At 52.6% G+C, this 12336-nt stretch carries 15 protein-coding genes; 9 read left to right on the forward strand and 6 right to left on the reverse strand.

All coding sequences use genetic code 11. The features are described 5' to 3' along the window. Positions 1–6: 6 nt before the first annotated feature. From ABWV47_RS05095 to ABWV47_RS05120, 6 genes are all read left to right on the forward strand, one after another. Positions 7–1647, forward strand: coding sequence for a hypothetical protein (locus ABWV47_RS05095; protein ID WP_353309046.1), 1641 nt, complete (start codon positions 7–9; stop codon positions 1645–1647). A 19-nt stretch (positions 1648–1666) separates the two neighbouring features. Beyond that, positions 1667–2755: a DUF8225 domain-containing protein gene (locus tag ABWV47_RS05100; protein ID WP_353309049.1), complete on the forward strand. Its 1089-nt coding sequence runs from the start codon at positions 1667–1669 to the stop codon at positions 2753–2755. A gap of 63 nt (positions 2756–2818) precedes the next feature. Then, positions 2819–3943: a hypothetical protein gene (locus ABWV47_RS05105; RefSeq protein WP_353309052.1), complete on the forward strand. Its 1125-nt coding sequence runs from the start codon at positions 2819–2821 to the stop codon at positions 3941–3943. 120 nt (positions 3944–4063) lie between these two features. Beyond that, positions 4064–4336, forward strand: a complete 273-nt coding sequence (locus ABWV47_RS05110) for a hypothetical protein (RefSeq protein ID WP_353309055.1) — start codon at positions 4064–4066, stop codon at positions 4334–4336. Further along, a complete protein-coding gene (locus tag ABWV47_RS05115) occupies positions 4333–5643 on the forward strand; it encodes a radical SAM/SPASM domain-containing protein (RefSeq protein ID WP_353309058.1) in 1311 nt (436 codons plus the stop codon). The genes ABWV47_RS05110 and ABWV47_RS05115 overlap by 4 nt, the downstream gene beginning before the upstream one ends. A 628-nt stretch (positions 5644–6271) precedes the next feature. Next, positions 6272–6484, forward strand: a complete 213-nt coding sequence (locus tag ABWV47_RS05120) for a hypothetical protein (RefSeq protein WP_353309060.1) — start codon at positions 6272–6274, stop codon at positions 6482–6484. 706 nt (positions 6485–7190) lie between these two features. On the opposite strand, the gene ABWV47_RS05125 is transcribed toward ABWV47_RS05120, so the two are convergent. From ABWV47_RS05125 to ABWV47_RS05135, 3 genes are all read right to left on the reverse strand, one after another. After that, positions 7191–7655 (reverse strand): toll/interleukin-1 receptor domain-containing protein, encoded by a 465-nt coding sequence (locus tag ABWV47_RS05125; protein ID WP_353309062.1) that lies wholly within the window; start codon positions 7653–7655, stop codon positions 7191–7193. 361 nt (positions 7656–8016) lie between these two features. Beyond that, positions 8017–8295, reverse strand: coding sequence for an HNH endonuclease signature motif containing protein (locus ABWV47_RS05130; RefSeq protein ID WP_249712859.1), 279 nt, complete (start codon positions 8293–8295; stop codon positions 8017–8019). Between the two features lie 34 nt (positions 8296–8329). Beyond that, positions 8330–8554, reverse strand: coding sequence for a DUF2188 domain-containing protein (locus ABWV47_RS05135; protein ID WP_249712861.1), 225 nt, complete (start codon positions 8552–8554; stop codon positions 8330–8332). 197 nt (positions 8555–8751) lie between these two features. Between ABWV47_RS05135 and ABWV47_RS05140 the strand changes: the two genes are divergently transcribed. The 3 genes from ABWV47_RS05140 to ABWV47_RS05150 are packed head-to-tail and all read left to right on the forward strand — an operon-like array spanning position 8752 to position 11004. Beyond that, the gene (locus tag ABWV47_RS05140; protein WP_353309594.1) at positions 8752–9069 is read left to right on the forward strand and encodes a helix-turn-helix domain-containing protein; all 318 of its coding nucleotides are present in this window, start codon (positions 8752–8754) and stop codon (positions 9067–9069) included. Then, on the forward strand, positions 9066–9587 hold the full coding sequence (locus ABWV47_RS05145) for an ImmA/IrrE family metallo-endopeptidase (protein ID WP_353309065.1): 522 nt from the start codon (positions 9066–9068) through the stop codon (positions 9585–9587). Before ABWV47_RS05140 ends, ABWV47_RS05145 begins: the two co-directional genes overlap by 4 nt. Before the next feature lie 10 nt (positions 9588–9597). Continuing rightward, positions 9598–11004 carry an exonuclease domain-containing protein gene (locus tag ABWV47_RS05150; protein ID WP_353309067.1) on the forward strand — a complete coding sequence of 469 codons (1407 nt, stop codon included), beginning with the start codon at positions 9598–9600 and terminating at the stop codon, positions 11002–11004. A 99-nt stretch (positions 11005–11103) separates the two neighbouring features. On the opposite strand, the gene ABWV47_RS05155 is transcribed toward ABWV47_RS05150, so the two are convergent. From ABWV47_RS05155 to ABWV47_RS05165, 3 genes are read right to left on the reverse strand one after another with little or no spacing between them, the layout of a single operon-like run. Continuing rightward, positions 11104–11427 (reverse strand): type II toxin-antitoxin system Phd/YefM family antitoxin, encoded by a 324-nt coding sequence (locus tag ABWV47_RS05155; protein ID WP_353309069.1) that lies wholly within the window; start codon positions 11425–11427, stop codon positions 11104–11106. Further along, the gene (locus ABWV47_RS05160; protein ID WP_353309071.1) at positions 11315–11884 is read right to left on the reverse strand and encodes a metallophosphoesterase; all 570 of its coding nucleotides are present in this window, start codon (positions 11882–11884) and stop codon (positions 11315–11317) included. The genes ABWV47_RS05155 and ABWV47_RS05160 overlap by 113 nt, the downstream gene beginning before the upstream one ends. A 20-nt stretch (positions 11885–11904) precedes the next feature. After that, positions 11905–12327 (reverse strand): hypothetical protein, encoded by a 423-nt coding sequence (locus ABWV47_RS05165; RefSeq protein ID WP_353309073.1) that lies wholly within the window; start codon positions 12325–12327, stop codon positions 11905–11907. Positions 12328–12336: the final 9 nt, after the last annotated feature.

Below are 12336 nucleotides of genomic sequence, written 5' to 3' on the forward strand. Positions count from 1 at the left end.
CCGACGATGAACGAAGCGCTTTATAACAAACGCATATTGGTCGAGCCGGATGAGAAATTCGCGAAAACGCCTCTTTCGCAAGGCGCGGCTCCAATAGCAGTTGCGCCGGTTTTGCGTATGGTGGTTGGGTTGGACCCGTCTCCAACACCGATGACACAGGCGGAATTGGATACTTTGGGCGATCCTTTTGCATGCTTGATCCTACTTCACGACGAGCGTCCCATGACTGTCGACGCTTTGCTAGATCGGTTTGACATCTTGTCGTCCGATGCAGCTTTGGCCAGGTCGGCAGTTCCCAAGGAACAAGTGTTTTTGCTGGGTGAAGGTGGGCAGATCCCGTTTACCCCTACCACTGCAACATTGGCCCGAGCGCTCCGTTTTGTAGTCGCGCGCACCAGTTCCGCTGGAAATCTCATCCTTATGAGTGTCGATGACCAACCTATGTCTGAAAACGGGCTGATGCAGGTATTGTCATGGGATCCTGACAAAGGCGCCTATAATTTCTATCAGCGCCGGACCGGAACCTGGTTTTATTCCGGTGACAGTACTCATGCGCTGGCCTCACCGACCCGAGGTCGAGGTCCGTTTGATGGCCATGTCAACGGTTCGCTTGTAATGAAAGAGTTGCGTGCGCCGTGGCTGCATTGGGACAGCCAAGCGGTACCAATCCCGCCTGAAGCTTTCGCGCCCGATAGTCCGATCCTCAATCACCGATTGATGGCCAACACGGTCGGAGCGGAAGTCCTCGAAACAGAAATCATCCAACCCGGCATCGATCGTTGGACGAATGCGCGTTTTGATCTTTCAATTCAGGGCGTTGAACTGCGGAACGCTGATACGTTCCTTCGGCAATTGGTTGAGACGACTGCTGTAAACATCGTTTCCTCGGATCGAGAATTTCGTGAGGTCGCGGACGGTGTCAAGGTCAATGTACCTTCTGAAATATTACTGAACATTGAAGCGTGGGCGCGTCTGCTTGATCCACTTACTATCCGAGGGCGCGTTCAAATTGACGGCGGACATCTGCTACAGGCTATCGACAGTCTTGGCCTTGCGCTTGAGGACCGTGAAACAGGCTTCCGCCAACCGGGCGAAGCATTCTTTTGTTTGGCGTGCCCGTCGCCGGCCTTTGAGGATCTAAGCACCATTTTCGGCCTTCTAGACCATGGTGTGCTTAGTACCGGATTGGTTCGGGCTATCCTTGCTGTGGACTTCTGCAACCCGATCCAGTCTGTCCGCCGCTCTTCTCTGCTCCGCCATATGCCGAAGACCGGTGTTTTGGGAGATGGACCGGGAAGCTGCCAGGCCAAGATCCTCGACGCCTTCTCTGCCGAAGCTGCAGCGCGACCAGATTCAGATGAAGCGCAGGTCCTCGATTGGCTGGGAACAGGCGATGACGACGCCCAGCGAGCACGGATCGGAGGCGAGATTGCCGCCTACTACGATGCCGCCAAGCAAGCAATGCAAACCCAAGAAGGCGTTATGGATCTTATGCGTCTGATTGTATCGCGGCGGCGATATTTCCGGACACTTGGTGTGTCCGAGTTCAGCATGACCTTACCAATCGACACACTCCCAATGGATATGGCCCCAGTCATGATGGCGCCGGATGCGACGATCTTCGAACAGCCCGACCTAATTGGATAATTTATTGGAGGATACCACAATGGCATTCAAATTTACTCCACCCGGCGACTTGACCGATATGAACGCGGCCGCAGCCGAGGACTGGCATAATGAAGTCACCAGCTATTTCAACGCCTCGCGCGTCCCCCCTCCAATCAGCTTTGGAGGTTCCCGCAACCAATTCTTCAACCCTGCCGATGGTATTAGCGCGGACGCAATCGAGAAAGAAATCGGATGGGCGGCCTTTCCACGCCCTCTGTCCATTGCCTCTGCCACTGATGAAGAACGCTGGTTTCTGGCTGAGGAAAACCGCCTCGAACAGGTGGAATATTGTGAATGGAGTACCACTCGAGATTCCAATGGAAAAGTAACAAAAATTTCCTTTACCTGCGAGGATCGGAATTACTTTCGCATCTTATTCCGGCGGCAGCCAGATGTGGTCTTAGCCCTATATCGTGAACATGTGTCACCGGATGTGGAGATGTCAGACTTGATGGATGGGTTAGGCAATTACATTCCAGCCAACCGATGGAATGCCAACAGCTCAGACGGGGCCATGCACATGATTGGACAACCCAATACAATTGGGGCTGCGGTCGAGCTTGTGGCCGGAGCCTCCGTGGTACGTAGAAATGCTGATGGCACACTCAAGACCGGCGCGCGCGAATTGATCCTCTGCGGTCGCTACGGAGACGTCGAGCGGCACAGCGATCCTACTATCGGAGCAGAGGCAAACGAGCTGGCGCGCGCCGGCCATTTTGTCTCGGTGGCAAATCCACCGCAGCTCGCCTTTGAATCCATTTCTTTTGCAGGTTGGGACGTGCCGGACGGCGTCGCTCCCGAAGCATGTTGGAGCTATACGCGAGGGTCTCAAGGACGCGCAGTGCGCGGTGTACTTCAGGCACCTGAAGGTGCGTCTTTCGTCATAGGCGACATCAAGATCGACGATAAGGAAATCCGTTTCGGCGGGCAGGTTGCAGATGGCATCCGGATCAAGGTTACAGGCCTTGCGCATAGGTTGGGACAGGCCCTCATAGAACCGGAAGATGGCTGCCTTGGCGATCCCGTGGTCGGCGGAGCGACCCCTACTCCGGAAGTTGGTCAGCTAAATCGTCTGCGCCGCATTTGATTTCGCAGATTGCCGGTTGGCCTGACCGGCAATCCAAACATCGCTTTTGATACAGGAGTGCAAATGCTCACATCCATTGCAATCTATCCGCCATTGGCCTTCGCACGCGTCGGCTCCTCAAAGACACCTTGTGCGGCATTTTCTTGGCGCTCCGCAAAACTGTCGCCTGATAAACCAGCCTCGACTACACTTCAACCGGAGGAGACGTTGTCTTTGTCCGAAGATGGTACAGTCTCTGCATCGGTGCCCAATGAGGTCATTCTTAAGGATGAAGGAGGTGGTTTTCGTCCTGTATGTCCCTTCTTTGAACTTTGGGGGTCATGGGAGGAGGATGGAAATACGTTCGACGGCCCTTTGACACCCGAGGTGCTCGAGCGTTTCGGACTGACGCTAAGCGACTTAACCTGGGGCGTGGCTATCGGAAACCTAAAGCCATACCACATCACATTGCGTGAGAGTGATCGCATTTTAGCAAAGCGCGAATTGTCCGGTGATGACACGGCCCGTCATGAGATCTATGGCACTTCGCCTGAGGGGGGCGAACCCGTAATCGCGCATCCTACGGGAATTCCTATGGGGGCGGTTCAGTTATCGAAACCTGATGATGCGTTCCCCGAGCTTAGGCTGCGCTTCTACGCGCCTGAAGGCGTAGTATACGGTCCACCGGATATCGACATGCGGATCGACAAGGCGCTGGCAGCCAACCCGGATGAAGAAAACAACATCTTGCCCTGGAGGGACCTGAACGTCCCTGAGGATCGACAAAGAGTGAATCCAAATTCGTCATGGGCAACCCATGACATGCAAACGACAGTTGTCCCGCCTTTGGGCGCTGGTGATCCTCGTCTCAATCCTAGCGGCCTTGTCGCTTCAATCCTTAACCGGGTAATAGGTCTAGTTGACGATGTTGGCGATGGCTTGGTGACCTGCCGGATCGGTGAATTGACAGCCCAGGCCCGGATCGCTGTGGGGCCACCAGATTTCGCGCCCATGAACCGCCCCATCGTCTCACTGCAAGATGGGCTAAGTGACCGCGAAACCCGCCAATCGGCCCGCGATGAAACGATCCCCGACGACGAACTAGAGACACTTGTCGCAGACATCTTCGAACGCGCATTGGAGACCTCTGACCTGATGAACAAGGACGCGCAAAACTATCGGGCACGGAATACAAACCTTAGAAGCTAAAGAAATCCCGCCGGCGAAAGACTGGACCTGCCGAACCCGTCCCTCGATTTCGAAGCCAGCCCACATAGCACACTTTGGCCGACGATCGACCAAGCGGCCTCGTCCGACCCAGCCCACCCCGTGACACCACAGAGCGTAGACGCAATGCCAGTGTCAATGTTGGGACAACGCAAGCACCGTCGTTACAACGCCATAGAATACTTCCGCGATAGGCTTCGCGAAGAACCCGGTCTGATCGAGAAGTGGATTAGAATCCCGCGCGCCCCCGAGCGGTTCTATGACCGACGAATGCCTGCTTTGATGCGCGGGTCGGACAGTAACGCGATGCATCTGACCCGTCGTCAATATGATTTGATCCAACTGTGGGCCAAGCGCCAGAGAGAGGGATCATGAGCACGCTGCACCCTTTCCGTAGCCCCCAAGGAGCACATGTTCTACTGGTGGACGGCAGCCGCATCTATGACGTGGATGAAAAAGGTTTTGAGCAAGCACTTACGGGTTCAGTATCGATAGGATTACGTCAAGCCACGCAAAACAACTGCATTGATGAAGCACCTTATCAGCCCGGTGGGTTGCGAGCGCTGTCTCTCAACATCACGCAAGGCTGCAATATGAGTTGTAGTTATTGTTATGCGGATGAAGGTCGTTTTGGTGCCCATTCGCGACTGATGTCGGTTGAAACGGCCCGCAAGGCCGCTGAACGTTTCATTGCTCAGGTGCCACCAGGGCAGGATGCGATGCTAGGCTATATGGGGGGCGAGCCGTTTCTCAATTCGCGTGTGCTGCATGAGGTTACACACTTCGCAGCCGAGAGCGCTGCGCAGAAAAACATCGCGCTACGTTTTTCTGTAACAACAAACGGCACGCTTTTGCGCGATGAGGATGTCGCCTTATTGGGCGACTATCCGTTCAGTGTTGCGGTCAGCTTGGATGGCGGACGCGCCACAAACGACCTGCAGCGCCGAATGCGTGGCGGACACAGCGCTTATGACCGGATCATAGCTGGGATTGGCAAGTTGATGTCAGCCCCACGTCGCCCGCGCCACATATCGCTGCGAGCAACTGTGACCCCGCGGTCTGGCGATCTGGTCCAAATGCTCGAGGACATGGTGGCACTCGGCGTGGATGAAGCAGGCTTCGCACCAGCGCTTGTCTCGCCCGATCCCAAAGACTCTTTTCAAGCTGCTGATTTTGAAAAATTGCTGACAGGTCTGATTGCCTGCGGAGAGCGCGCAAGAGAAGCACTACTGTCTCGCAGACGTTATCCGTTCTCAAATTTCGAAACCGCGCTAGGGGAAATCCATCGGGGTAGCCACCGCCCATATCCCTGCGGGGCAGCTGCAGGCTATGCCAGCGTCAGTGCCGAGGAAGGGCTCTTCGGCTGTCACCGCGCGATCGACGATCCAGCCTTTGCTATCGGTTCGCTCGACGAAGGAACGGATCGCGATGCACAGCGCACCTTTCTCACAGAACGCCACGTGCTGCGACAAGAGCCTTATCGAACCTGCTGGGCTCGCTTCCTGTGCGGCGGCGGCTGTCATCAAGAGGTACTGGCACGCGGTCGTGTCGGATGTGACTACATTCGGGGTTGGCTAGAGTTTTGCTTGTCTTCCTATGCCGTCCTATCCAATCGCATACCTGCCTATTTTGATGCCCCTGAATCATATTTCGATACCGAGACCTTGGAGCAGAACCAATGAGCGAAGATCTAACCACCCGCAAAATCTATCCTCGCAACCTAACTGCCCGCGCTGAGAAGTGGGTGCGTGGTAACCCGATAACCGTGCGGCCCGAAAGCGGTGTGGACAATAGCTTCCCCGGCTTGGAATTCGACCAGCGCAACCTCGACAAGAGGTTTTTTCCCGGCCTCGAGTTCGAGTTCCACACCAGCCTTCCGCCGATCTTAAGGTCGGTCGACGATGCTCGCGCTGGCAGAGCGTTGCCGATTGATCAATCAGATACCGGAGAGATCTTTCCCGAAACAATCTATCTATGGGCTGTTTTTGGAACCTTCGGTACAATGGTAGGCCCACAGCAGCGGGTCGAGCGGTTTTCATTGCAAGATAGCACCGGAGGGTTTGAAGCTTGGCGTGTCGTTCACGACCTCGAACCCGAAAGTGTGGCAGTCCTTCTCGCACCGCGGTCCGCAGAAGGCGGGATCGCGTTAGGCGCTGCCGCCCAGCTCGAGGCGGAAAACGCGCTTCAAGGTGGCACCGACCTAGTTCGCCGCGACGAGACCAATCGTCTTGTTTTTAGCGCCTGCCGACTGCACGTGTTGGAACAGTTGATAAATTCCAAGGTCAGGAGGCACCGATTGCGATCTATTCGATGGCAACGTCAAATCATGCGGATGCGCCAAGAGGCATGGAATTTCTTTACAGCGAGAACCGCTTCAACGTGGCCATTTCTCGGGCGCAGTGTCTGGCCATTTTGGTCGCGTCGCCTCAGGTTTTTGAGGCTGATTGTAAGACACCACGCCAAATGCAGTTGATCAATGCATTCTGCCGGTGTCTTGAGATGAGTCAGGAAATCGAGACTTGAAGCTTTCACAAGCTGCAACAACGCGTTGGCGTCAGACCAAAGTGTGCAGCAGCCCAATTACGCATGCTTCCCGTCATGAATGTAGAACGACAAGTCGGCCCCTTGCTGACTTCCAGTACGAGGTCAATTGCTGCAGCGCAGCTTCTCCAAGCCTGCCGTTCATTCGCTTCCAGACAGAGAGCCAAATACATGTCCGATGTCTATCTATCAAACCGTCCCTTTGGTTTTCCCAAGCGTGGAGGAAGGGATCGCAGCTTGTGCGTGGTCTTAGGTTTAGGCTTTTTCAGCGGGTTGGCCTCTATCTCTCGCCGACCTAGTTCGGTTATCCGATAGCCACAAGTTTCGAACCATTTGTTGATACCAGCCTCGATCATCCTCCAACCTTCAAGATCGGAAAGCGTTTTATTACCGATACCGGGCGATAACTTGTTGCGAGAGACAAATATCAACTCCCCGTTACTGCGAGAATTCTCGTAGTCGCATTCTTCGCGTAGCTTTCGGAGTGCATCGAAGTGCCGCTTGGTAAGTTCGGGGTTCATCTCTAAACTCGCCACTTTTTGAAAATGAATGTCGCAGAACGAACGATAATGGAGCGCAGGCCCGCTGCAAACTCACCGCATATCTCAAGGCCCCATTTCAGATTGAGCCGTTCTCGAAAGCATGGTTCCCGGGAGATTTTGGCTTCCGTTTCGTGCCCATGACCCGACTAAACGGCTACCAATTCAGCGATTTTTGTCGCGACTTCGGCCATCGTCTCTTCAGCGGTACTCAGACCGGCTCGGGAGGCGAGCAAGAGGCTAACCTTCTCAAGGTCTTCATAGGTCGTTCCATGTGCAACCGGGATTAGCCGCTCGCGCCGAAGGAGTGCCGAAAGCTCTTTGTCTGCGACGCCTTCAGCGGGAAGGCGCCTTAGCATGGCTGGAGTCACCAGAACGATGCCGACACGCGAATTCACCAAACCTTTGTCGATAGCACGCATCATCGGCACACCTAGGCCAAGATCTTTCTCGCTGAACCATACGCGGACACCTGATGCTTCCAACAGATCATGCAATTCCTTCGCTGATCCCTGCCTGTCGTCCCACGCGTGGCAAAGAAACACATCTCGAAGGTCAGGCTGCGAGACTGCTAGGCTCTCTACGTTTTCTCGAACTGGTGTAAGTGTTCGCACTTGGGCCGGTGTATAGACAACAGACGAACCTGCTCGTGACCAACGTGGCTTCGCGGTGCCATTGCCTCCACCACCGCCACTTCGCCTGTTTCTTGATGATGAGTAGGATGGGGTGGAATATGACGCGGTTGAATAGGAACTATATCCCCCATAGCCGCGAGAACGACCACCACGACACGCAGGGCAGTTCGCGGCGCCACTAGCGGTACGGTGGCCATTTACTGGTGCTGTGCATTGTACCATATTCATCCCTTATCTTGGTAGGTGCATGGAAGTTTCGGTTTATTGACTGGTATTTACGAAATTGGCCCCAACTTGGTAGGATCAGCTCAATTCGCGTAGATTCATCGTTTGCGGGCAATCACCAAAAGCTCCGACGCTTTGACTTGGCTGGCATTTTATCTGACTTTCGGCGATTGGCAGCCGTTTGCAGCGCTTGCAGGTTTCGCCGACTGTCAGATCCTCCCTTAGAAGACGGCTTGATGTGATCAACCTGCCAACCCATCGGGCTATTTCTACCATATGCAGCCTTGTAGATCACATTTCCCTTTGAATCTCTTCTATATTGATTTGGGTTTTTCCCGCGAACAGGTGCCGCTTTCCCCCAGACGTGTTCGATATCGCTTTTCTTGATCGGCATAGCCGTTGTCCTTTTGTTAAATTTAGCCTGCAGGTCAACCTTTGGGTGGGTAGGGATCATTGCCATGTGAGTCTCGGGCGCGGATCTGACCATTGCGTCCGTGAATAAGAAGCTCTGACCCCTGATTTTGCGAGATGCTCCGTCCCGCATCAATTGCTTGCTGCTGTGTTGCGTGGACTGATGTCGCCCGCTGGGCCCCAGCCCCGCGAACTGCCCATCCATTTTCATGAGGTACAATATGCTGGTTTCGTTTCGACATTTTCTTTCCTTCTTTCAGTCTGATCCGAAGTTTTCGAATCTCATGATCGGAAGTTGCATGGTTAACTGGAAGTTGTCAATGTAAACATTTATATGTTTACTATGCAAACATTTGTTTGCAATATTGACACGCTTAGGTTTCACAAGGTAACAGTGTCTATGTCCAGAAATACAATCTATATGGCCTTTGGAGACAATATGTCGTCAAGGCGAAAACAGCTCAACCTGACACAAAATGACCTAGCAACGCGGACTGGTCTCTCACGTGCGTCGATAGCAAACATGGAGCGAGGCCACCAAAATGTCGCGCTTCACCACCTGTACGCCATAGCCTCGGCCTTAAATGTTGCGAGTGTTTCGGATTTGTTGCCTTCGTTAAAAACAGTTGCGAAAACTCAAGAGGAGGACGATATGCTACCAACAAATGAAGCCCTGTCAGACACAAGCAGAGCAAGCGTCAACGATTTGATTAGAAAAGCTTTGAAACAGGGTGACCAAAAGAGACAGGGACGATGACGCCCGATAAGAAACGGGCAAGGGAAGCTGCGCAAGTGGTGCTAGAGGAATTTGGCATCAAACGCATTCCCGTACCCGTTGAGCGAATAATAAAATCCAAGAATATTATGCTAGAGTATGCCCCGCTTGATGAAGAACTGTCCGGAATGGCGCACACTCAAGATGGGATTTCTATAATCGGCATCAATGCCTTGCACCATCCAAACCGTCAGCGTTTTTCGGCAGCGCATGAGTTGGGACATCACGTTTTACATGCAGCAGAGATAAAAGAAACAGTTCATGTTTCCAAAGGCCTGCGCGCATTGAGGCGCGATCCTGTATCTTCTCAAGGCAGCGACCCTTTGGAAATTGACGCCAATACATTTGCTTCGGAACTCTTGATGCCTGAAAAATTCTTACTCGAAGAAATTGGACCGGATGGTTTGGATATGGAAGACGAAACAAGTGTTGAGAAACTGGCAAAAAGATTCCGCGTTAGTGTTGCAGCAATGAAGTTCCGCCTAGGTGGTCTGATATGAGGTAATTTTATTGGCCTTTGTATTCTTTGATACTGAGACAACTGGGCTCCACAAGGGCTTCGACCAGATCGTCCACTTTGCAGCGATCAAAACCGATGAAAATCTCAGTGAGATCGAGCGGTTCGAGATCCGTTCTAGGCTTAACCCGAACGTTGTTCCACACCCCGAGGCATTAGCAGTCAACGGATTGCCAATAGAACAGCTCATCAACAAAGAGCAGCCATCTCACTATGAAATGATGCGGAATGTGGAGGCGAAACTGTATAGTTGGTCGCCTTCCATTTTCCTCGGGTATAACTCTATCAAGTTTGATGAAGAAATGCTCCGGTACGCGCTATTTCAAACTCTTCATCCAGCCTATTTGACCAGTTTTCATAACAACGGAAGAAATGATGTCTTGTCATTAGCTTTGGCTGCTTACGCCATCGCCCAAGATGCTATTGCAGTCTCGTTGCGGGACGATGGGACACCCATCTTTCGCCTCGCCGAGTTAGCAGCAGCAAATGGAATATCTGCAAGCAGCGCTCATAACGCGATGTCTGATGCAGAAACAACGCTCTTTCTATGTAAGAGAATTATGCGGCAATGCCCGGAGCTATGGCAGCGCTTTGTGCGCTTCTCGAGCAAAGCAGCTGTTTCAGAGTTCATTTCAACTGAAGAAGGATTTCTTCTGACAGAGATTTATAAGAACAGAGCCTATCACACGCCGGTTGCGTTCATTGGAGAAGACCCAAACCCTGGAAATGGGCGACTTTGCATCGACTTGCGGTTGAACTTTGATGAACTTGCATCATTGACCGCTCAGGAGCTGCATGCGTTTCTGTCGCGCAAACCTTGCCCTATCCGAAAAATCCAAACAAACACGGGTCCAACTTTAACCCCTCTCTGGGAGGCCGAGGAAGGCTTGCTGGGAGACCTTGGCATCGACGCGTTAGAAGATCGAGCCAGTACGATAGCTGATGACGACAAGTTGAAGCATCGGTTAGTTGAGGTTTACTCAAATAGCCGCGAACCATTCGCAGAACCCACACATATCGAAGAAAAACTGCACGGCATCTGGCTAAGCGATGCAGACTCAGCGCGTGCACGCCAGTTCCATAAGGCACCATGGCCTGACAGGTACGAAATCATCCAGGCTATGGAGGATGAGCGGTTGCGCGAATTTGGAACGCGCTTGATATTTTTTGAAGCCCGCTCTTGTTTGCCTAAAGAAGTCGTTGACCGACTAGATCGTGAGACTGCAGAGCGGCTGGCACATCCAGACGACAAACCAATGTCATTGAAGCGGTGTCTCGACGAAATCCGTAAGTTGGAAGAGACCAGAAATGGCGATCAGCCGATGCCTGACATTTTGAATGGATTTCGAGAATACGTCACGAACCGCAAAGCAAGGGTTTCCGCATTCTTGAATGGATGATGATTAGATTGACAGTGGACAATCAGGTCACGAATGAATGTCCGCTCTTGCATGCCCCTCTCAACTCTTCGCGAATGCAGCGAATGTCGGCTCTCGCCCTCACCGTGGATGCTCTGTCTCCTTACCTAAGGTGGCGGAGTTTAGCGCGCGTTGCATGGCATCAAAGTGTTCGCCTGACATCATCACAAAGCGAGATTTTCCGTACCTGGTGATCATAACGGGTTCACATTGAACCGCCTCCAAAATTTCAGAAGTGCTGTGCCTCAACTGGGTCGTTGAAAAGACCTTCATATCTTGCCCTCGTTGCGATCTAAGTGTTGAGTTTCGCCCTATGCTCAACATCGCCCCAATGCTTGTTCGGCGGCAACTTCTTTGCCCGGCGCGCAATGTCGGCAAAGGTAACCGGCATAAAGTCCCACACATCGACGCCGACATTCACAGAATTGCGAGACCCGCGCCAATTGTCATGAACATGGCCAAAGAACTGTAGTGCACCTTTGCGAGCGTGGTTCCAGGTAATCATTGGGTAGTGGCACAATGTGTTGGACTGGTTTTGGGGACCATCCTGCAATTCAACGTAGTGTGAGATGGAATCCCAGGGGAGTTCCAGTGTTGGCTTGAAATCATGATTGCCAACGACCAGATGACGCTCAGCGCCCGGCAACTGATTGAATATCTGCTCGACATAAGCGCTGTCCTTGGCTTTGGAGCCAAAAGCGAAATCACCAAGAATCCAAAGTTGGTCTTCCGGGTTAACCACATTCCACATGTTTTCCAACAACGCCGCGTCCATCTGTGATGCTGACTTGAAGGGGCGGTTGCAGAAGCGTATGATGTTTTCATGACCAAAATGCGTGTCGGCTGTGTACCAGATTGTCATTGAGTGTTCTCTCGGTCCAATTAACCCGCCAGAGCGCGAAATTCTTCGGGTGTGTAGTCCAGCTCCAATAACTTCAAAAAAAGCAGATCCAGAGGCAATTGTGTCTCCATCCAATGCACTCTTTCAGCGTTGATGCTTAGATCGAAACCGCCAAATTTGTTCAGGGAAATGCAAATTTCACGTCCGTTTAGAAAATCCCAAAGGAGCTCGGAAAACGAACCTTCCCCACTCTTTGGATGTGTCGAAAGGCCCGAACACTGAGCAAGGATTGTTGGTAATACGTCTATAAAAACAGTCCATACCTGCTGTTGCTCCTGCAGCTTCAATGTTCGAGAATTAGAGGTCGGCTGCTGTGCTGACGACTTTAGCGCCAGTACAGGTGCAAACTTCGACAAGATAGCTTCCTTGGTGTTTGAGGTATCGCCTGCATGCACGCCTGTCATCTCAACACC

This window comes from Shimia sp. NS0008-38b (assembly GCF_040370365.1).
Classification (GTDB): domain Bacteria; phylum Pseudomonadota; class Alphaproteobacteria; order Rhodobacterales; family Rhodobacteraceae; genus Shimia.

Coding starts and splice junctions, on each gene's coding strand:
- ABWV47_RS05095 (WP_353309046.1), top strand. CDS start 7: ATGAACGAAGCGCTTTATAACAAACGCATATTGGTCGAGCCGGATGAG.
- ABWV47_RS05155 (WP_353309069.1), bottom strand. CDS start 11,427: ATGTGTGGGACTTTATGCCGGTTACCTTTGCCGACATTGCGCGCCGGG.
- ABWV47_RS05105 (WP_353309052.1), top strand. CDS start 2,819: ATGCTCACATCCATTGCAATCTATCCGCCATTGGCCTTCGCACGCGTC.
- ABWV47_RS05160 (WP_353309071.1), bottom strand. CDS start 11,884: ATGACAATCTGGTACACAGCCGACACGCATTTTGGTCATGAAAACATC.
- ABWV47_RS05145 (WP_353309065.1), top strand. CDS start 9,066: ATGACGCCCGATAAGAAACGGGCAAGGGAAGCTGCGCAAGTGGTGCTA.
- ABWV47_RS05135 (WP_249712861.1), bottom strand. CDS start 8,554: ATGTCGAAACGAAACCAGCATATTGTACCTCATGAAAATGGATGGGCA.
- ABWV47_RS05100 (WP_353309049.1), top strand. CDS start 1,667: ATGGCATTCAAATTTACTCCACCCGGCGACTTGACCGATATGAACGCG.
- ABWV47_RS05115 (WP_353309058.1), top strand. CDS start 4,333: ATGAGCACGCTGCACCCTTTCCGTAGCCCCCAAGGAGCACATGTTCTA.
- ABWV47_RS05165 (WP_353309073.1), bottom strand. CDS start 12,327: ATGACAGGCGTGCATGCAGGCGATACCTCAAACACCAAGGAAGCTATC.
- ABWV47_RS05120 (WP_353309060.1), top strand. CDS start 6,272: ATGGCAACGTCAAATCATGCGGATGCGCCAAGAGGCATGGAATTTCTT.
- ABWV47_RS05130 (WP_249712859.1), bottom strand. CDS start 8,295: ATGCCGATCAAGAAAAGCGATATCGAACACGTCTGGGGGAAAGCGGCA.
- ABWV47_RS05140 (WP_353309594.1), top strand. CDS start 8,752: ATGTCGTCAAGGCGAAAACAGCTCAACCTGACACAAAATGACCTAGCA.